Source organism: Paraburkholderia tropica (genome assembly GCF_914484835.1).
GTDB lineage: Bacteria > Pseudomonadota > Gammaproteobacteria > Burkholderiales > Burkholderiaceae > Paraburkholderia > Paraburkholderia tropica_A.
On record NZ_CAJZAR010000079.1, the window covers coordinates 130,974 to 150,132 of the forward strand.

The 19,159-nt window shown below is 64.9% G+C and carries 16 protein-coding genes; 7 read left to right on the forward strand and 9 right to left on the reverse strand.

Going from position 1 to position 19,159, the window contains the following annotated elements:
- The first annotated feature begins 165 nt into the window (after positions 1 to 165).
- The gene (locus LDO54_RS30080) at positions 166 to 612 is read left to right on the forward strand and encodes a hypothetical protein (protein ID WP_224014877.1); all 447 of its coding nucleotides are present in this window, start codon (positions 166 to 168) and stop codon (positions 610 to 612) included.
- 116 nt (positions 613 to 728) lie between these two features.
- Here the strand turns inward: LDO54_RS30080 and LDO54_RS30085 are convergent, their stop codons facing one another.
- On the reverse strand, positions 729 to 1,253 hold the full coding sequence (locus tag LDO54_RS30085) for a hypothetical protein (RefSeq protein ID WP_224014879.1): 525 nt from the start codon (positions 1,251 to 1,253) through the stop codon (positions 729 to 731).
- Positions 1,254 to 2,018: 765 nt separating this feature from the next.
- Here LDO54_RS30085 and LDO54_RS30090 point away from each other — a divergent pair.
- From LDO54_RS30090 to LDO54_RS30100, 3 genes are all read left to right on the forward strand, one after another.
- Entirely contained in the window at positions 2,019 to 3,185 is a 1,167-nt protein-coding gene (locus LDO54_RS30090; protein WP_224014881.1) for a porin, read from the forward strand.
- A 405-nt stretch (positions 3,186 to 3,590) separates the two neighbouring features.
- Positions 3,591 to 3,944 (forward strand): sugar ABC transporter ATPase, encoded by a 354-nt coding sequence (locus LDO54_RS30095; RefSeq protein WP_224014883.1) that lies wholly within the window; start codon positions 3,591 to 3,593, stop codon positions 3,942 to 3,944.
- Positions 3,945 to 4,056: 112 nt separating this feature from the next.
- Entirely contained in the window at positions 4,057 to 4,563 is a 507-nt protein-coding gene (locus LDO54_RS30100) for a metal-dependent hydrolase (protein ID WP_224014885.1), read from the forward strand.
- Positions 4,564 to 4,673: 110 nt separating this feature from the next.
- Here LDO54_RS30100 and amaB read toward each other — a convergent pair whose 3' ends face one another.
- From amaB to LDO54_RS30115, 4 genes are all read right to left on the reverse strand, one after another.
- Entirely contained in the window at positions 4,674 to 6,173 is a 1,500-nt protein-coding gene (amaB, locus tag LDO54_RS30105) for an L-piperidine-6-carboxylate dehydrogenase (RefSeq protein ID WP_224014887.1), read from the reverse strand.
- 321 nt (positions 6,174 to 6,494) lie between these two features.
- The gene (locus tag LDO54_RS30110) at positions 6,495 to 7,025 is read right to left on the reverse strand and encodes a hypothetical protein (protein WP_224014888.1); all 531 of its coding nucleotides are present in this window, start codon (positions 7,023 to 7,025) and stop codon (positions 6,495 to 6,497) included.
- An 88-nt stretch (positions 7,026 to 7,113) separates the two neighbouring features.
- Positions 7,114 to 7,245: a hypothetical protein gene (locus LDO54_RS38960; protein ID WP_290371156.1), complete on the reverse strand. Its 132-nt coding sequence runs from the start codon at positions 7,243 to 7,245 to the stop codon at positions 7,114 to 7,116.
- A 300-nt stretch (positions 7,246 to 7,545) separates the two neighbouring features.
- Positions 7,546 to 7,749 (reverse strand): DUF6900 domain-containing protein, encoded by a 204-nt coding sequence (locus LDO54_RS30115; RefSeq protein WP_224014890.1) that lies wholly within the window; start codon positions 7,747 to 7,749, stop codon positions 7,546 to 7,548.
- Positions 7,750 to 8,087: 338 nt separating this feature from the next.
- On the opposite strand from LDO54_RS30115, the gene LDO54_RS30120 reads away from it, so the two are divergent.
- Positions 8,088 to 8,762, forward strand: coding sequence for a helix-turn-helix domain-containing protein (locus LDO54_RS30120; protein WP_224014892.1), 675 nt, complete (start codon positions 8,088 to 8,090; stop codon positions 8,760 to 8,762).
- Between the two features lie 79 nt (positions 8,763 to 8,841).
- Here LDO54_RS30120 and pcaQ read toward each other — a convergent pair whose 3' ends face one another.
- Positions 8,842 to 9,879, reverse strand: a complete 1,038-nt coding sequence (gene pcaQ, locus LDO54_RS30125) for a pca operon transcription factor PcaQ (protein ID WP_224014893.1) — start codon at positions 9,877 to 9,879, stop codon at positions 8,842 to 8,844.
- A 141-nt stretch (positions 9,880 to 10,020) separates the two neighbouring features.
- Between pcaQ and pcaH the strand changes: the two genes are divergently transcribed.
- Together pcaH and pcaG are read left to right on the forward strand one after the other, a co-directional pair.
- Complete coding sequence (gene pcaH / locus LDO54_RS30130; RefSeq protein ID WP_224014895.1) at positions 10,021 to 10,725, forward strand: protocatechuate 3,4-dioxygenase subunit beta; 705 nt, start codon at positions 10,021 to 10,023, stop codon at positions 10,723 to 10,725.
- On the forward strand, positions 10,725 to 11,315 hold the full coding sequence (gene pcaG, locus LDO54_RS30135; protein WP_224015214.1) for a protocatechuate 3,4-dioxygenase subunit alpha: 591 nt from the start codon (positions 10,725 to 10,727) through the stop codon (positions 11,313 to 11,315). Before pcaH ends, pcaG begins: the two co-directional genes overlap by 1 nt.
- Positions 11,316 to 11,535: 220 nt before the next feature.
- Here the strand turns inward: pcaG and LDO54_RS30140 are convergent, their stop codons facing one another.
- The 3 genes from LDO54_RS30140 to uvrA form a co-directional block, all read right to left on the reverse strand.
- Positions 11,536 to 12,114: an NnrU family protein gene (locus LDO54_RS30140; RefSeq protein ID WP_224014897.1), complete on the reverse strand. Its 579-nt coding sequence runs from the start codon at positions 12,112 to 12,114 to the stop codon at positions 11,536 to 11,538.
- 401 nt (positions 12,115 to 12,515) lie between these two features.
- Positions 12,516 to 12,746, reverse strand: a complete 231-nt coding sequence (locus LDO54_RS30145; RefSeq protein WP_224014899.1) for an H-NS histone family protein — start codon at positions 12,744 to 12,746, stop codon at positions 12,516 to 12,518.
- A gap of 299 nt (positions 12,747 to 13,045) precedes the next feature.
- On the reverse strand, positions 13,046 to 19,045 hold the full coding sequence (uvrA, locus tag LDO54_RS30150; protein ID WP_436975719.1) for an excinuclease ABC subunit UvrA: 6,000 nt from the start codon (positions 19,043 to 19,045) through the stop codon (positions 13,046 to 13,048).
- Positions 19,046 to 19,159 lie beyond the last annotated feature (114 nt).

Below are 19,159 nucleotides of genomic sequence, written 5' to 3' on the forward strand. Positions count from 1 at the left end.
CGCACGCCGCCTGAATGCGCCCGTTGGCGGCGCGGCGCACATGCTCCGGGCGGCCTCGCGAGCAAAATTAAACGATCCCGCGTAGAGTTCAGACCTCGCACCGGCCCGGTACCGAATATCGGGTGACGCCTGCCACGCAGGCGCAGCTTAATCGCCAGAATTCCAATGAAACGTCTGACTTTTGCGGCTCCCGCTGCCGCCCTTCTCGCCACGGCGCTCGCTTTCGCGCCCCTCACGTCCCGCGCCGCCGCCCTCGACGACGCGCTGACCTGCCAGGAATCCGCGCACGATTTCGTGTCGGGCCTGATCGACCAGAAGCTGATCGACGCGAAACCCATGCGCGTGGAAAGCAACTCGATCAACGCGTTCTGGCCCGCTCACGGCCAGCGTCTGACCGCTTACGGCTTCAGCGTGTTCGCCATCGTGGGCTTCCAGCAGGACGATCCGCTGTTCAAGACCGGCGACGGCAAGCCCATCGGCCGTTCGGCCTATGGCGCGGTCGTGGTCGCCACGCAGAGCCGGGTGCAGGCGGCGCTCAACGCGGCCGGCAATCACGCGATCGTCCATCATGCGGGCCCGCTTCTGACGGCGATCTTCTGTCAGCAGGATTAAGCGCGATGGCTTAAGCGCACTCGCGGCGGCGTGTTGGGCCGCGTCGTGCGTGTTTGGCTGTTAGTTGCATATCAATGGGAGCGCCCGCAAGGCTGCGCCGCCCGTCCAGCGCCCCGCTATTCGATACGGCCGAATCCGCCCTCGGCCCACGACTCGGCGCGCGCCTTGGTGAGCTTGAAGTTCGGCGCGACGCGCGCCTGCGCAATCTGCTCGCCGTACGCATCGAAGGCCGTGAGCGTTGCATAGGGCTCGTACTCGTCGGGCACGATGTCGAGCGTGACGTCGACATCGCCATCCGCGGTGCTCACGCCGATGCGCTTGTGCATCAGCGCGCGCAACTGCTGCTCGTGGCGCCGGAGCACCTCCGAGGCGGTCTTCACGAGCGTATTGAACGCCGACGTATCGAGCGGCTTCGGATTCTTCTTGTCGCGCCCCATCGTCCACGGGCCGACCAGCGCGGGCTCCGGCTCGCCGTCCTTGATCATCTCGACCGCCCAGCCGTCGTCGTCCTCGTTCTTGATGACGCGCGCCATCCAGCCGTCCTTGTGCCACAGGCGCGCTTCCTTGATCTCGTCGGCCGCGTCGGTGGCGGTCGGGTCGTCAAAGGCGTCGTCGGGGAGTTCGGTTGAGGCGTCGGTCATGGCGGGTTCCATCGGGTTCTGCGGGCGGCCCGTTTTAGCGGGCTGGGGGCAGGATTTTACCCGCAAGTGCCGATGCGGCCGCGAGGCACGCCATTCAGGCGGCGCTTTATCCGTTTTTCGGCCTTTATAGGGCGCAAGCGAGGGCACACGCGAGGGACATCCGAAAACCGGCACGCAAAGTCACGTGAAATCGTCTCGATTAATGATTCACGACAAAATCAAATCATTAATAAGCGAGAAAGTTCCTGATTTCCTATTTTGCAACAGACTCTTCCAGATTTTAGAAGAAAGGAAAATGCAGGAAATCGGGCAAAAAAAACGCGGCCCGGGGGCCGCGTAAAAACAGATGAAAAAAGACCACCCTTGGTCAAGGGGCAGAGAAATTGTACCGCCGCGCATCGCTGATGTGGGTCACATAATCTGGAACAATACCTTCCACAAATCGGCAGAATACCGTAGCAAATATTTCGTCATCTTCTGTAACGCCCGTCTGACAGGGCCTCCCGGTACGTCGTAATGACGCAACAGATTTTATCGCCGTCACATTTTGTCGCATCTATTTCCAGCATGAAAAAATGCTTATAACCCAGTGACTTACGTTAATTAGTGCGACTTCTACAATATTAAGAATGTATTGTTTCCCCGAACAGTACGAATGTTCTGATTTACGAGAATACACTGGGCCTCGAATCGTCAGACCACGAATGTCAGCGCAGCAACGCGGCTTTCGTGAGATTCCCAAGTACTGTCCCGGAGTTAACAAGCATGAAAAAAACCCTCATCCTCGCTGGCGTTCTCGGTGCCTTTGCCATGAGCGCGCATGCGCAAAGCAGCGTCACCCTTTACGGCTCTCTCGATGCCGGCATCGTCTACGCGAACAACGCTGGTGGCCACAGCCTGTGGGCCCAGGGCAGCGGCGCGCTGTCGCACAACTACTTCGGCCTGAAGGGCTCTGAAGACCTCGGTGGCGGTCTGAAGGCCATCTTCAAGTTGGAAAGCGGCTTCAACATCGGTAACGGCTCGTTCAGCGAATCGGACACGATCTTCAACCGTCAGGCCTATGTCGGCCTGCAGAGCGACCAGTACGGCGCCCTGACACTCGGCCGCCAGTACGACTCGATGAACCAGTACCTCGCGCCGCTCTCCGAAGCGGGCGCGGGCTTCGGCAACAACCTCGCGGGCCACCCGTTCGACAACGACAACTTCGCCCAGACGTTCTCGATCAAGAACGCGGTCAAGTACTCCAGCGCGAACTACGCGGGCTTCCAGTTCGGCGGCATGTACGGCTTCTCGAACCAGGCCGACGGCTTCGCGAACAGCCGCGCATGGAGCGCGGGCGCATCGTATAGCAACGGTCCGCTGAACGTCGCGGCCGGCTACCTGCAACTGAACAACTCGGGCACGGTGGGCGGCAACACGAGCGGCGCCGCGTCGGCTGACTCGAACATCTCGGCGCGCCTGCAGCGCAGCTTCGGCGTCGGCGCGAACTACACGTACGGCCCGGCGCAAGTCGGCTTCGTGTGGTCGCATTCGCAGATCGACGGCCTGCAAAGCCTCGGCAGCGGCGGCGCGACGCTCGCCGGCGTGAGCGGCCTGAACCTGCACATGGACAACTACGAAATCAACGGCGCGTACCACCTCACACCGGCGCTCGCGTTCATCGGTTCGTACACGTTCACGGACGGCACCGTCACGGGCACGGGTACGGGCGACCAGAGCCCGAAGTGGCACACCGTCGTGCTCGGCACCGACTACTCGCTCAGCAAGCGCACCGACGTCTACCTGGCCGGCGTGTACCAGCACGCTTCGGGTTCGCTCGGCGTGAACAGCGCGGGCCAGAGTCTGCAGAACGTGGCGGCGATCAACACGCTGTCGCCGTCGTCGACGAACAACCAGATCGCCGCGACGATCGGTCTGCGTCACCGCTTCTAACACGCTCATCGGCGCGCGCCGAAGCGCGGATCAGCGGGATGGCGGCGCAATCCGCCGCTCGTTCTGCTTCACGCACAACGCACATGCGGCACAAGCGCATGTGCGTTTTTTCTTGAGCGATGGGTTGAGAGAGTCGGGTTGCGAGAGTCGGGTTGCACGAGTCGATGCAAGCGCGGCGCTCGATGCGTGCCTCTTCGCCGGATACTTCAATCGCTTCGTCGTTGCCGGGCGCTTCCCTCTTTCTCTTCGTCCGATCAACAACTCGCCGACGCGCGCCGCGTGTTCCCTCTTCGCTGTTGCATCTTTTTACGATATGCGAGGCCTCTGCCGCATCCTGCGTGCGTATACTCTTATGCAGCTTCCGCAGTCCCGCACTGCCTTTCGATCTGCATTCGTCACACCGCCATGAATACGCTTACGCAACGCCTCGCCGCCGTCCTGCCTTTCGCGCTGCTCGCAGCCTGCGGATCGTCGCCCTCCAGCACCGCCTCGAATGGCGAAACGATGATCTACGCGTCCTCGGCGCGTTCGCCGTCGTCGATTGCGAACTGCCTCGAAGACCGTCTCTCGAACGTGCACGAATCGCGCTCGGGCAGCACCACGGAACTCACGGTGGGCTCGCGTTCGAACGCCTCGTATTTCGTCACGCTCACGCCGAACAACTACGGCTCGGTGATTCGCGTCACGCACGGCGCGTCTACCTCCGACGATCCGCCTGAAGAAAAGCTGCGCTTCGACGTGGCGCGCTGCACGACCTGATGCGTTGAACGTAACGGCCGGCGCATGATTTATTTACTGCGCCGAACCCCTGTCACGAAGCGGTCACATCTGCGATGATGTGCGCCCTTTCGACTTCGCACGGCATCGCTTCATGGCTTCAGGGACCGCACATCACGCCACCGGATGGGCAGCAGGCGTCATCGCCGCCGCCCTCGTCACGCGCATGGGAGCCGACGGTCCCTGGCATCTCTACGCCGCGCTCGCGTTCGTCGCGGGCGTCGCGGGCGGCACCGCGCCCGACTGGCTCGAAGTCGCCTGGTGGAGCAAGAAGCGTCGCCTGTGGATCACGCATCGCACGATCACGCATTGGGGCATCGGCTGGATCGCGCTGCTGGTGGGCTCGTATCGCGAACTGGGCCATCAGATGTGGGCCGCGCCCGCCTTCGGCTTCGCGTGCGGCGGACTGATCCATCTGTTCGCGGACTGGCCGAATCCGCTCGGCGTGCCCTGGATCGTGCGCCGTCATTCGCTGAACTTGTGGCGCAGCGGGCATTGCGATCTGATCGTGGTCGCGGCGTCGTGGGTCGCCGCCTGGTTTTTCGCCGTGCACGGCGTACCGCATAGCTGGTCGCTGGAACCGCTGCGCCGACTCGTCTGATTGATCGGGATTCCGAAGTAAATCGGTGAAGCGCTCGGTGACTTTCTCAGTGACTTGCCCGTATCCAGCGAGCGTGAAAACGGGCGGCCTGAGCCGCCCGCCTGCGCACATCAGTCCAGCGTAAAGTCGATACCCTGCGCAAGCGGCAGCGCCGACGAATAATTCACCGTGTTCGTCGCGCGCCGCATATAGCCCTTCCACGCATCCGAGCCCGATTCGCGTCCGCCGCCGGTTTCCTTTTCGCCGCCGAATGCGCCGCCGATTTCCGCGCCGCTCGGTCCGATGTTGACGTTCGCGATGCCGCAATCGCTACCCGACGCCGACAGGAAACGCTCGGCCTCGCGCAGATCGGTCGTGAACGCGCACGACGACAAACCATGCGCCGCCGCGTTGTTCGCGGCCACGGCCTCGTCGAACTCGCGATACTTCATGACGTAGAGAATCGGCGCAAAAGTTTCCTTGAGCACGACCGCGCTTTGCGACGGCATTTCCACCAGCGCGGGGCGCACGTAATAGCCGTTCGACAAGCCGTCGACATTCACGCGCTCGCCGCCCGTCACCTTGCCGCCTTCCACGCGCGCCTGCTCAAGCGCGGCTTGCATCTGCTCGAATGCGCGCGCGTCGATCAGCGGTCCCATCAAGGTGCCCGCCGTGAGCGGATTGCCGATCGGCACCTTCGCGTAGAGCTGTTTCAGACGCTCGACGGTGGCCTCGTAGACGCTCTCGTGCACGAACAGCCGGCGCAGCGTGGTGCAGCGCTGCCCCGCCGTGCCGACGGCGGAGAACAGAATGCCGCGCAGCGCGAGTTCGCGATCGGCGCTCGCGGTGACGATGCCCGCATTGTTGCCGCCCAGTTCGAGAATCGCGCGCCCGAAACGCTGCGCCACGGCGACGCCGACTGCGCGGCCCATTTCCGTGCTACCGGTCGCGCTGACGATGGCCGCACGCGGATCGGCCACAAGTTTTTCGCCGACATCGCGTCCGCCGACGACCAGCGAGACGAGCCCCTCGGGCGCATCGCCGAAGGCGCGCAGCGTGTCATCCATGATTTTCTGCACCGCGAGCGCGGTGAGCGGCGTTTTCTCCGAGGGCTTCCAGATCACAGGATTGCCGCAGACAAGCGCGAGCGCCGCATTCCAGGACCAGACCGCGACGGGGAAATTGAACGCGGAAATCACCGCGCACACGCCCATCGGATGCCAGCTTTCCGCCATGCGATGGCCGGGACGCTCGGAGGCGATGGTCAGGCCATAGAGTTGCCGCGAGAGACCGACCGCGAAATCGCAGATGTCGATCATCTCCTGCACTTCGCCGAGCCCCTCTTGCAGGATCTTGCCGGCTTCCAGCGAGACGAGGCTGCCGAGCGCTTCCTTGCGGGCGCGCAGGCGCTCGCCGAGCAAGCGCACCAGTTCGCCCCGGCGCGGCGCCGGCACGTTGCGCCACTGCAGAAATGCGGCGTGCGCGCGCGTGAGCGCGGCGTCCACATCGGCGGGCGACTGGCTCGCGACGCGCCCGATGGCTTCGCCGGATATCGGCGATTTGACTACGATGTCACCCGACCCGGCCTCTTCTGAAATGCCGAGGTCGGCAAGAATACGCGCTGCGTTCATGACCGATCCTTTTATTTCCGATAAGAAACAAACTCTCGTGCGCCGACTATACACGGCACCCGATAGCGCATCAAGACGGGAAAAAATGGACGGCGCGCGGGGGCGGAATCCCCGTATGGCAAGCCACAGCGCGCGATTGCGCGAGTCTGGAGCAGGAAGGATGGGCGCGGCGAAAGAGTTTCCGATCAGAAACTTTTGAGCGAAGGGACGCGTTTCCTATCGGAAAATGAGAAAAATCGGGCGCGGGAAACGTGCGAGGTGGCGGTGCGAAGCCGCCGCCCGATCGTCCGCGCCAGAAGCGGCGGCATCGATGGAAAACCGTCAGCGCGCGGAACCGTTGCCCGGTCCGCCCTGCGCATCCTGAGCGCCGCGCCACCGGTTCGGACCGCCTTGACCACCTTGGCCACCCTGCCCGCTGGCGCCGCCCTGGCGATTCTGCGCCGCGCCGTTCGAGCCCGGCGCATGACCCCAGCCGTCACGGCCGGCAGGCGCGGCGTCCGCAGCAGGCCCGCCCGCTCCGCGCTGGCCGTAGGCGGGCCGCGCCTGGTCGGGCCCGCGTCCGCGATGATCGTCGGCTTGCGGCTGGCCGTGGCGAGTGTCGCCGCCCCGACGCTCGCCATCATCGCGACGACCGCCGACCGCGATTTCGACCGAACTCACCGTGCCGTATCCTGGCCCGTATGCCGGCCCGTATCCTGGCCCGTAAGCCGGCGCAGAACCATAGACCGGCGCCGCCGGATAAACCTGAGCGCCGCCCTGATCGCCATAGCCGTAACCCGCCCCATACCCCGGACCGACCACGCACCCCGCCAACGCCACGGCAGCTCCAGCCGCCAGCCACAGTTTCAGCATCGCTACTCCTCGAATCGTTACGCAAAGATCTCGCGATCAACAAAAAACCCCGCAGCGATTGCGGGACTCGTGGGACCGCACCGGCGCTTTAGCGGCAGCGCTTTTCCCAGTGGTGATGCACGCGGACCTTGTGGCAGTCGTGATGCACGCTGGCCTGTGCCGACGAAACGCCGGCCGCGACGATACCCAGCGCGGCAAGTGCGAGGAGGATGGACTTCATGGATTGCTCCGATCGATTGAATGCGGGGCTCGGATCGTAGCAACGGGTGTCGCGCGGCGCGAGGAACGTAAAAGGCCGCCTGACAATCGCGGCGAAGCGCGAGAAAGCGAAGAATTCGCAGCGCCGATGCCAAACGTCGAGGACCCGGGTCAGAGAGGGATCGGAGGCGTGGGCGAAGAACGAGGAAGTCAGGTCAACCGCTGAACCGCACATTGCCGCCCGCGCAGCGGACGGCGGCAAACCAGCACGCAGCGTATCAGCCCGCACGGCCTGCCAGAACGCGCCGCGTAGCCATCGTGCTCACGTTTCTTCCGTGCATTCCGCGCGCCCCATGCGATGGCCGATGATCAAACCGGCGTCGTAGGCGGTTTCCAGCGCGCGGCCGACGTCTTCCGCGCTCACGAGGTGAAAGTCGGCGGTTTGCTTTCCGGTCAGTTCGAAGCGCTCGATACCGAGCGTTCTACGCGAGATGGCCAGCAATAATTCGAGGCGTTCGTCATACATTTTCTTTACTCCATTTGATCCTTCTCATCCAATCTAATAATAAGGACGGGGATAGCGTTCTTCACGCGGCGCCGCGACGCATATCGAGGCTCTATTCAAATTCTTACTACATTGAAAGACAGCGCCGACACCAGTAAGATCCGCGGCAATCTTTAAGGATTGTCAATTCGAAGCCCTAAACGATTTCGGCGGCGTTCAGGCTCGCAAGGCAGACGCCCCAGACCGCGACGCGCCCCGCGCAAATCCACGACACTGGCCATCTGGCCGAGTTTCCTAAACGCGACGTTTTGCTATGATCGGAAACCTGCCAGCCCCAGTCCCCATTTCAGATCCCGCTCATGGAAACCCCGCTCGCGCCATCGGCCGGCTCGTCGACCGCCGACCTCGGACGCCGCGTCCGCGCCGCGCGTCTCGCCCAGGATCTGACGATCGACTACGCCAGCCGCGTCTGCGGCGTGTCGCGCTCGACGCTCTCGAAGATCGAAAACGGCCTGATGTCGCCCACTTTCGACGTGCTGCAGAAGATCGTCGCCGGCCTGAACATCGACCTCGTGGAACTGTTCGGCTCCACGCCCAAGGCCGATTTCGGCGGTCGTCGCGCGCTCACGCGGCGCGGCGCGGGCAAACCGCATGCGTATCGCGGCTATGAGATGGAATTGCTCGCCACCGAACTCGCGCACAAGGCGATGCTGCCGTTTCTCGTGCGTATCACCGCGCATTCGACCGACGCCTTCGACGACTGGGGCCGCCACGAAGGCGAGGAATTCATCTATGTGCTCAGCGGCAGCGTGTGTCTCTACACCGAGCTCTACACGCCCACGCAGCTCGAAGCGGGCGACAGTCTCTATTTCGACAGCCGCACCGGCCATTACGCGGTCTCGACCAGCGAGGAAGACGCCGTCGTGATCTGGATGTCCACCGGCGCCGCCGTGCCCGGCTCGCCCGCGCAGGAAGAAGAAGCGACGCCCGCCGCGAAGCCGACGCGTTCCAAAAGGAAACTTTCGTCGGCTTGAGGAAACGCGCGCGGCTTTAGCGGCTTTAGCGGCTTTAGCGGCTTTAGCGGCTTTAGCGGCTTCGGCGGCTTCGGCGGCTTTACCCACTGGAACGGCTCGCGCGACCCGGTTTTTCCGCGACCACCGGCTCCGGCTGACGCTTGCGCGATCGGCGTCCCGACGCGGCCGCGTGCGCCGCCGCATCGCGTTCGCGCGCCGCGGCCCGCATGGCGTCGATCAGCGCGCGGCCCACCGCAGAGGGCTGCGTGTCGGTGCGCTGGATCAGGCCGACCGGTTCCTCGCCGCCCGCCACCGGCAAGGGCAGGCGCACGAGCGAGCCGTGCCGCAGGTCGTACTCCACCGCGCCCGACGGCACGAACCACACCGCGTCGTTTTCCAGCGCCATCGCGCGCCCGACCGATACCGACAGCAACTCCACCGACGACGTCAGCGGCGGCGCGCCCCACGCCGCCAGCAGACTGTCCGCGGCCTGGCGGATCAGCGTGCCGAACGGCGGCAGCACGAGCGGAAACTGCGTCGGGAACTGCGCGAGCGGCCGCGCCGCGCCCGCGCCCTGCAACAGCGGATGACCCGCGCGCACAACCACCGTCATCGGCTCGTTGTAAAGCTGCTCGAAACTCAGGCCCACCATGCGCTCGGGATCGGCGAGACGGCCCACCGCGAAGCTGATCGCGCCCGCCTTGAGGCGTTCGAGCAGCTCCGTGTTGGCCCCCGTCAGCAGCCGCACGCTCACGCGCGGCCACTCGCCGGCGAAGCGCCGCATGGCGTCGGGCAGCAGCGCCGTGGCGACCGTCGGCAACACGCCGATTTCGAGCGTCGCCGCCACCGCGCCCTCGTCGCGCGCGAGCAAGGCCACGCCCTGACGCAGCGCGCTCACGCACGCGCTCGCGTGCGGCATGAACAACTGCCCCTCGTGCGTGGGCACCGCGCCGTGGCGGCCGCGCTCGAACAGCTTCACGCCCAGCGCCGACTCCAGCTCGGCGATGGTCTTCGAGACGGCGGGCTGCGTCACCGACAGGCTTTCCGCCGCCTGCTGCACGCTGCCGAACTGCGCCACCGCGAGAAAACACTGCAAATGCCGGAATTTGACGCGCGAATCCGCAAGCCGGTTTTCCATAACGATCCGTTATACGAGATGCGATAAAACATCATTTTGCATAACTTTTCCCCTTGGATAAAGTGGATGTCATCCGCGCAACGCGACCGTCCGCCGCGCGGCATAAATCCACTTCCCACAAATCTGCCAGGAGACAACCCCATGGACGAGTCCATCCTGTCGCCGCGCGACTTCGACTCGCATCCGGCGTTCGTGTATCCGCCGTATCGCTCATCGGTCAAACGCGGTCCCACGCTGCCCCTGATCCCCCTGAAGGACAAACTGCGCAATCTGCACGCACCCGTCTACGGCGCGGAAGATCTCGGCACGCTCGACAACGACCTCACGCGTAACGCGGTGCGCAACGGCGAACCGCTCGGCGAACGCATCATCGTCACGGGCCGCGTGCTCGACATCGGCGGCAAGCCGGTGCGCAACACGCTCGTGGAAATCTGGCAGGCGAACGCCGCCGGCCGCTACGTCCACAAGCAGGATCAGCACGATGCGCCGCTCGACCCGAACTTCCTCGGCGCGGGCCGCTGCGTGACCGACAACGAAGGCCGCTATCGCTTCCTGACGATCAAGCCGGGCGCGTATCCCTGGGGCAATCACCCGAACGCCTGGCGTCCGCAGCACATTCACTTCTCGCTGTTCGGCGATTACTTCGGCTCGCGTCTCGTCACGCAGATGTACTTCCCCGGCGACCCGCTGCTCGCGTTCGACCCGATCTATCAAGGCACGCCCGAGCAGGCACGCGAGCGCATGATTTCGCGCTTCTCGCTCGACACCACCGAAGACAGCTACGCGCTCGGCTACGAATTCGACATCGTGCTGCGCGGCCCCAACGAAACCCCGATGGAGCGTTGATCATGGCACTCAAGGAAACGCCCTCGCAGACCGTTGGCCCGTACTTCGCCTACGGCCTCTGCCCGCAGCAATACAACTTCGATTTCAAGAGCCTGTTCAGCGCCGATATCGTCGGCACGAAAACGCCCGGCGAGCACATTTCGCTGATCGGCCGCGTGATCGACGGCGACGGCAAGCCGGTCTTCGACGCGATGCTGGAGTTCTCGCAAGTCGATGCCAGCGGCCAGTATCCGCAGTCGCGCGAGCAGATCGCCGAGACGGGTTTTCGCGGCTTTGCGCGCGTGGGCACCGGCACTGACCCGGAGCAGCGCTTCATCGTGCGCACCGTGAAGCCGGGCGTCGAGAACGCCGGCGAAGCGCCGCATCTGAACGTGATCGTGATGATGCGCGGCATGCTCACGCACACCTTCACGCGCGTCTATTTCGACGACGAAGCGGCAGCGAACGCGGCCGATCCGGTGCTGTCGTCGGTGCCGGCAGCGCGCCGCGACACGCTGATCGCGCGACGCAGCGAGCAGGCGGGCAACATCGTCTATCACTTCGACATCGTGATGCAGGGCGAACGCGAAACCGTGTTCTTCGATCTCTGATCGCGCATGTCACGACACACGGAGCGCGCCGCACTGAATGAAAAACGCATGACTTTCACGCGCCTTTCATGAACGTACCCTAAGATCGCCCGCACTGCGATCTGATCGCGGAACTCCGAGCTGTACCTTGATGAAGCCTGCCATGAGCAGGCTTCTTTTTTTGCTTTCGCGAATGTGAGCGGAGGTGAGCGGACGTGACGGTGTGCGTGTGAAACGCGTCTCAGCCGAGCGGCCGCACACCGATCAGCACGCCGTGCAGCCAGAACCCGAACACGGCCCACGCGACCAGACCGATCACGACGACGAGCGCGTCACGGCTCGCGCTGCCGGGCGGATAGACCACGCCGGCCTCGCGATCGCGGCGGCGGCCCGCACGCACTTCCACGAGCGACCAGACGAGGAACACGCCGAACAGCACGATAGCGTGCAGCGTGCCGTTGGCGAGCAGATGCGCGAACGCCCAGAGCGCCACACCGCTGACGAAGGGCTGGCCGAGCGCGCGCTTGATGTGATTGCCGGGGACGTAGGCCGCCACGATCATCACGAAGGCGATCGCGGTGAGCAGCGCGACGAGGTGCGCCATGCCGTGCGGCGGCAGCCAGATGGGGACGGGATAGCGCCGTGCGAGCCCGTAGCCGGCGACGGTGAGCACGACGCCGAGTATCGACAGCAAGGCGAAAACGCCGCGCCACGCACGGATGCCGAAGCGTTCGATTTGCGCGGCGCGCCACGGCCCGGCCAGCATGCGGATCGAATGCACGCCGATGAAGATCGCAAGACCCAACACCAGTAACGCCATTGTCGCCTCCTGTCGACCCAAGTTAGCGCTTTAGCGCTTACTTGGGTCCCATGCGAAGCTGTCGGTCCAGGTTCGTTTAAACGCTCACCGTCCTTTATCACAAGACGGCGTGCAGCGTCGCGCAACTGACCGGCGCCGCCAATGCGAATGGCCCGCGCGACGCATCCGCATTAATCGCCTAACAGAAGAAGCGGACGAAGCAGAATACGGACGCACCCGAACCGGCGAATCCGCCCGGCCATTTTAATGGCCATAATAAACCAAATAGTATTATTAAAACATCGCTGAAAAATATACCGGAAATGGCCAATAAGCCGGATTGCCATCCGGCAAAATCGACCAACGCGATTACGAACGCCGCCCCGGGCAAACGCCCGTGCCACGTGCCGTACAGGCCGTCATCAGCAGCGGAAATGCTCGATATCCTGGCCTGCGTGCTTATAACGCAGAAGCCAGCTCGGCATTTCGCCTTCCCCGTTCCAGCTATTGCCAAACGCATCCCGGTACTTCGGTTGCCGTTGGCTTTCGGCTATTGATGACTCAAGATCTTCGAGCGTAATGCCGTACTCTTCCATGCGGTGTTGAATCCACAGGATGAGCCGTTCGCGCGCCTCACCGTCGAGGTCGAACATCGGTTAATTCCTCTCGCATCGCCAAGGGCAAGGTGCCGATCGATATCGATTCGTCTGCCCTGAAAAGACAAAGGCTTCGCTCGTACTGCGAAGCCTTGCTGCACTGATGAGGTGGTCTGGGCTGTGGAACCCGTGACCGGTTCGGAGGGGATTGCGGTCCGCTGCTCCGCTCGCCAGAATCGCCGCTATGGGTGTGCGGCTGTTTGCTGCAAGCGGAACCGATCATACCTTGCGCGAGCCGCCCAGATCAAGCGGTTTCCGGCCTGCGCGGCCCGTTGCGGGCACGCGCAGGCACCTCCTCACGACGCCGACGCGCGGCGCTTTTGCACCCCTTTGCGCGCTGTGCCATCGGCCTCGGACGATGCCTCGCCAGCCGACGCCGCCTCGCTTTCCACCGCGTTTTCCACACCGCCATCCACCGCGCTCGCCGACGCATTCGCTACGCGCGCGAGCACCGGCTTGAGCGCCACGCCCGTATGGCTCGCGGCCACCTTCACGAGTCCTTCCGGGTCCGCCGCGCCGACGATCGTGCCGCCGCCCACGCCGCCTTCCGGCCCGAGGTCGATGATCCAGTCGGCTTCGGCGATCACGTCGAGATCATGCTCGATCACGACGACGCTATGCCCGCCATCCGCGAGACGATGCAGCACGCGAATCAGCCGCGCCACGTCCGCCATATGCAGGCCGACGGTCGGCTCGTCGAGCACGTAAAGCGTGTGCGGCGCCTTCTGCCCGCGGCGCGTGATGTCGTCGCGCACCTTGGACAGCTCCGTCACGAGCTTGATGCGCTGCGCCTCGCCGCCCGAGAGCGTGGGCGACGGCTGGCCAAGCGTGAGGTAGCCGAGCCCGACGTCCTTCATCAGCTGCAACGGATGCGCGATGCTCGTGATCGCGCCGAAGAACTCCACGGCTTCGTCGATCTCCATCGTCAGCACTTCGCCGATATTGCGGCCGCGCCAGCTCACCGCGAGCGTTTCCGGATTGAAGCGCTGGCCGTGACAGACATCGCACGGCACCTTCACGTCCGGCAGGAAGCTCATGCCGATCGTGCGCACGCCCTGGCCCTCGCAGGCCGGGCAGCGTCCGTCGCCGGTATTGAACGAGAAACGCGAGGCGCTATAGCCGCGCGCGCGCGCTTCGAGCGTGTCGGCGAACAGACGGCGAATCGCATCCCACACGCCGATATAAGTCGCGGGACACGAACGCGGCGTCTTGCCGATCGGCGTCTGATCGACTTCGAGCACGCGGTCGATGCTTTCCCATCCGCTGATCGATTCGCAGCCCTGCCACGTATGCGCAACGTCGAGCTTCGGCTTCGCGCTCGTGCGCGCGAGCACGCTCGAACGACGCTCCGCCGCGCTCGGCGCAGTCTCTTTCGCCGCCTTGCGCGCGCGCCGCACCGCCGGCGACGACAACACCGAACGGCCCACCGCGTCGAGCAGATTCGAGAGCAGCACGTCGCGCGCGAGCGTCGACTTGCCCGAGCCGCTCACGCCCGTGATCGCCACGAGGCGGCCGAGCGGAATGTGCGCGGTCACGTTGCGCAGATTGTGCAGCTTGCCGCCATGCACCGTGAGCCATTGCTCGGGCACGGCTTCGCGGCCCGCGCGCGCGGCCTTCACTTCGCGGCGCGGTTGCAGCGGATGCACGATCGGATGCGCGAGATAGCGGCCCGTGAGCGAGTCCGGCTGCGCGGCGAGGTCGGCGACCTTGCCTTGCGCGACCACGCGTCCGCCGCGCTTGCCCGCGCTCGGCCCGATATCGATGATGTGATCGGCACGGCGAATCGTGTCCTCGTCGTGCTCCACGACCACGAGCGTATTGCCCTTGTCGTTGAGACTGCGCAGCGCGTCGAGCAGGATCTGGTTGTCGCGCGGATGCAGACCGATGGTCGGTTCGTCGAGCACGTAGCACACGCCCTGCAGATTGCTGCCGAGCTGCGCCGCGAGACGAATGCGCTGCGCCTCGCCGCCCGAGAGACTCGGCGCGGCGCGATCGAGACTCAGATAACCGAGCCCGACTTCCTCAAGGAATTGCAGACGGCTGCGGATTTCGCTGATCACGTCGCGCGCGATCTGCGCGTCGCGGCCATTGAGTTCGAGCGATTCGATCCAGCGGCGCGTTTCGCCCACGGTCCATTGCGCGACATCGACGATCGGCTGTTCATCGAACGTCACCGCGCGCGCGACCGGATTCAGGCGCGTGCCGTGGCAATCCGGGCACGGTTCGTCGACCATGCCGTCCGGCTCCTGCTCCTCCGACGGCAAGGTCTGTTCGCGGCCGCGATCGTCGGCGGACATCACCGTATCGTCGTAGACGGCGCGTTGTTCGCGCGTGAGCGCGAGGCCCGTGCCCACGCAGGTCGTGCACCAGCCATGCTTGCTGTTGTACGAGAACATGCGCGGATCAAGCTCGGGATAACTCGTGCCGCAGACCGGGCACGCGCGCCGCGTCGACAGCACCTTCACTTCGCCGATGCCGAGCGTCGAGCCGCCGTTTTCGAGCGCGCCGTCGAGACCGTCGAGCGGCGCAAGCAGATGCACGACGCCCTTGCCCGCGTCGAGCGTCGCGTCGAGCAGCGCGCGCAATTGCGCCTCGTTTTCAGGCTCGATCAGGAGATCGCCGACCGGCAACTCGATCGTGTGCTCGCGGAAACGGTCGAGCTTCGGCCACGGCGCGACCGGCACGAATTCGCCGTCCACACGCAGATGCGTGTTGCCGCGCCCCTTCGCCCACTTCGCGAGATCTGTATAGACGCCCTTGCGATTCACGACGAGCGGCGCGAGCAGACCGACATGCTGGCCGCGATGCTCGCGCAGCAGTTGCGCGACGATCGCATCGACGCTTTGCGACGTGACCGGCGTGCCGTCATGCACGCAATGCTGCACGCCGAGCTTCACATAGAGCAGACGCAGGAAGTGCCAGACTTCCGAGGTGGTCGCGACCGTGCTCTTGCGGCCGCCGCGCGACAGACGCTGCTCGATCGCGACGGTCGGCGGAATGCCGTAGACCGCATCCACTTCGGGACGGCCCGCGGGCTGCACGATCGAACGCGCGTAAGCGTTCAGCGATTCGAGGTAACGGCGCTGACCTTCGTGGAAAAGAATGTCGAATGCGAGCGTGGACTTGCCCGACCCGGACACGCCGGTAATCACGTTGAAACGGCCGTGCGGAATGTCGACGTCGAGCGCCTTGAGATTGTGCTCGCGCGCATTCACGATGCGCACCACGTCCTCGCCCTGAATCTCGCGGCGCGCCTGCGCGGCACGCAAGGCCGTCTGCAACGCGACGCCCTCTTCTTCGGCGACGAGCACGCCATTCGCGCTGCCGAGCGCGGCTTCGTAGCGTTCGAGCGCCGCGCCCGTGTGCGAGCGCGGGCAGGCGATCACGTCCTCGGGCGTGCCGACGCAGACGACTTCGCCGCCCGCATCGCCGCCTTCGGGACCAAGATCGATGAGCCAGTCGGCCGCGCGGATCACGTCGAGATTATGTTCGATCACGAGCAGCGAATGACCGCCCGCGAGCAGCTTGCCGAACGCGCGCATGAGCTTGGCGATGTCGTCGAAATGCAGGCCCGTGGTCGGTTCGTCGAACATGAACAGACGGCCGCCCACGCTCTTTTCCTTGCCACGCGACTGCGCCGTTTCCGCGAGAAAGCCCGCGAGCTTCAGACGCTGCGCCTCGCCGCCCGACAGCGTGGGCACGGGCTGGCCGAGCTTCACGTATTCGAGGCCCACGTCGACGATCGGCTGGATCACGCGCAATACTTCGGCATCCTGACTGAAGCACTGCGCGGCTTCGCTGACCGTCAGGTCGAGCACGTCGGCGACCGACAACGCGCGGCCGCCGCGCTCGATCTTCACTTCGAGCACTTCGGGGCGATAGCGGCTGCCGTCGCAATCCGGGCAACGCAGATAGACGTCGCTCAGGAACTGCATTTCGATGTGCTCGAAACCCGAGCCGCCGCAAGTCGGGCAACGGCCTTCGCCCGAGTTGAAGCTGAACATGCCCGCCGTATAACCGCGTTGCTTCGCGAGCGGCGCCTTGGCGAACAGCTTGCGGATCTCGTCGAACGCGCCCACGTAGCTGGCCGGATTCGAACGCGCGGTCTTGCCGATGGGCGACTGATCGACGAACACGGCGTCGCTGATCTGCTCGGCGCCGCTCAGGCTGCGGAACACGCCCGGCGATTCGGTGGCCTTGCCCAGATGGCGCGCGAGCGCCGGATACAGCACGTCCTGCACGAGCGTCGATTTGCCCGAACCCGAGACGCCCGTCACGCAGACGAGACGTTGCAGCGGAAACTCGACCGTCACGTCGCGCAGATTATGTTCGCTCGCGCCTTCGAGCAGCAGCGTCGGCGTTTTCGCATCGACGGGGCGGCGCTCCCAGTTCGAAGCATCCGCGACGGCGCGATGGCCGCCCAGATATTCGCCCGTCAAGGTGCCGGACGAGCGGATGTCGTCGGGCGTGCCGTCGTAGACGATCGAGCCGCCGCGCTCGCCCGGACCCGGGCCCATGTCGATCAGGCGGTCGGCCGCCAGCATCACGGACGGATCGTGTTCGACGACCACGAGCGTGTTGCCCGCGTCGCGCAGGCGCTGCATCGCTTCGACGATGCGGTTGAGGTCGCGCGGATGCAGGCCGATGCTCGGCTCGTCGAGCACGAACAGCGTCTTCGTGAGCGAGGTGCCGAGCGCCGTGGTCAGGTTGATACGCTGCACCTCGCCGCCCGACAGCGTGCGGCTCTGGCGGTCGAGCGTGAGATAACCGAGGCCCACATCGCACAGATATTTGAGGCGCGTGCGCACTTCGGCGAGCAGCAGCTTCAGCGCGTCGTCGAGCAACGTTGAGGATAGCGAAAGATCGTCGAAGAAGCGGCGGATGCGCTCGATCGGCAGCAGCATGACATCGTGCAGCGTGAGGCCCGGCAGCGCTTCGAGTTGCGCGCGCGTCCAGTCCACGCCCTGCGGCATGAAACGCGCGGCGGGCGCGAGCACCTCGTCGGCGTTCTGCTGGCTGCCCAGACGCCATTGCAGCGCTTCGGTCTTCAGACGCGCGCCGCCGCAGGTTTCGCACGGCGTATAGCTGCGGTACTTCGAAAGCAGCACGCGGATGTGCATCTTGTACGCCTTCGATTCCAGATACTGGAAGAAGCGTTTGACGCCATACCACTGCGTTTGCCAGCTGCCCTTCCAGTCCGGCGCGCCGTCGATCACCCAGTCGCGCTGCGCCTGCGTCAGCTCCGACCACGCCGTATCGCGCGGAATGCCCGCCTTCGCGGCGTAGCGCATCAAATCGTCCTGGCACTCCTTCCACGCGGGCGTTTGCAGCGGCTTGATCGCGCCGCCGCGCAGGCTCTTGCGCGCGTCGGGAATCACGAGGCCCCAGTCGACGCCGATCACGCGGCCAAAACCGCGGCACGCATCGCAGGCGCCGTAGGCGGAGTTGAACGAGAACAGCGCCGGTTGCGGATCGGCGTAGCGCAGATCGCTGTCCGGGCAATGCAGGCCGGTCGAGAAACGCCAGATCGTCGGCTCGGGTTTCGTATCGGAAACCTCGGCTTGTGCGTCCGTTTCCGATACGACATAAATGTTCACGCGCCCCGCGCCGCGCTTGAGCGAGGCTTCGATGGCCTCGACCACGCGGCTCTTTTCGGCGTTCTGCAGGCGGAAGCGGTCGGCGACCACATCGAGCACCTTGCGCGTGCCGTCGGCCGTCTTCACTTCGCGCTGCGCCTGCACGCGCGTGTAACCGCTCGCCGACAGCCATTGCGCGACCTCTTCCTCGGTGGTCGTGTCCGGCAGCTCGACCGGGAACGTCACCACGAGACGCGGATCGCCCACCGCCGTGCGCGCGAGCAGTTCGGCGTAGATCGTTTCGGGCGTGTCGTGGCGCACCGGCTGCGCGGTCACGCGGTCGAACAGATTCGCAGCGCGCGCGTAGAGCAGCTTCAGGTGGTCGTTCAGCTCGGTCATCGTGCCGACCGTCGAGCGCGAGCTACGCACCGGATTGGTCTGGTCGATGGCGATGGCGGGCGGCACGCCGTCCACGCGATCGACCTGCGGACGGTCCATGCGGTCGAGAAACTGGCGCGCGTAGGCGCTGAACGTTTCGACGTAACGGCGCTGGCCTTCCGCGTAAAGGGTGTCGAACACGAGACTCGATTTACCCGAGCCGGACGGCCCGGTGACGACCGTCATTTCGCCGGTGTGCAGATCGAGATCGAGGTTCTTGAGATTGTGCTGGCGGGCACCGCGGATACGGATGGATCGGTTATCGCTCACTTGCGCTGGCATTCCGGCTGGATCACTCGCGGGGGCCGGGCGGCGGCGCGGCCCGGCAGCTTGCAGCCCGACGCAGCGGGCTGAGTGTTTGAGATTCTACTGTATATTTATACAGCACGCTGGGCG

Coding starts and splice junctions, on each gene's coding strand:
- LDO54_RS30080 (WP_224014877.1), top strand. CDS start 166: ATGAAACGTCTGACTTTTGCGGCTCCCGCTGCCGCCCTTCTCGCCACG.
- LDO54_RS30085 (WP_224014879.1), bottom strand. CDS start 1,253: ATGACCGACGCCTCAACCGAACTCCCCGACGACGCCTTTGACGACCCG.
- LDO54_RS30090 (WP_224014881.1), top strand. CDS start 2,019: ATGAAAAAAACCCTCATCCTCGCTGGCGTTCTCGGTGCCTTTGCCATG.
- LDO54_RS30095 (WP_224014883.1), top strand. CDS start 3,591: ATGAATACGCTTACGCAACGCCTCGCCGCCGTCCTGCCTTTCGCGCTG.
- LDO54_RS30100 (WP_224014885.1), top strand. CDS start 4,057: ATGGCTTCAGGGACCGCACATCACGCCACCGGATGGGCAGCAGGCGTC.
- amaB (WP_224014887.1), bottom strand. CDS start 6,173: ATGAACGCAGCGCGTATTCTTGCCGACCTCGGCATTTCAGAAGAGGCC.
- LDO54_RS30110 (WP_224014888.1), bottom strand. CDS start 7,025: ATGCTGAAACTGTGGCTGGCGGCTGGAGCTGCCGTGGCGTTGGCGGGG.
- LDO54_RS38960 (WP_290371156.1), bottom strand. CDS start 7,245: ATGAAGTCCATCCTCCTCGCACTTGCCGCGCTGGGTATCGTCGCGGCC.
- LDO54_RS30115 (WP_224014890.1), bottom strand. CDS start 7,749: ATGTATGACGAACGCCTCGAATTATTGCTGGCCATCTCGCGTAGAACG.
- LDO54_RS30120 (WP_224014892.1), top strand. CDS start 8,088: ATGGAAACCCCGCTCGCGCCATCGGCCGGCTCGTCGACCGCCGACCTC.
- pcaQ (WP_224014893.1), bottom strand. CDS start 9,879: ATGGAAAACCGGCTTGCGGATTCGCGCGTCAAATTCCGGCATTTGCAG.
- pcaH (WP_224014895.1), top strand. CDS start 10,021: ATGGACGAGTCCATCCTGTCGCCGCGCGACTTCGACTCGCATCCGGCG.
- LDO54_RS30140 (WP_224014897.1), bottom strand. CDS start 12,114: ATGGCGTTACTGGTGTTGGGTCTTGCGATCTTCATCGGCGTGCATTCG.
- LDO54_RS30145 (WP_224014899.1), bottom strand. CDS start 12,746: ATGTTCGACCTCGACGGTGAGGCGCGCGAACGGCTCATCCTGTGGATT.
- uvrA (WP_436975719.1), bottom strand. CDS start 19,045: ATGCCAGCGCAAGTGAGCGATAACCGATCCATCCGTATCCGCGGTGCC.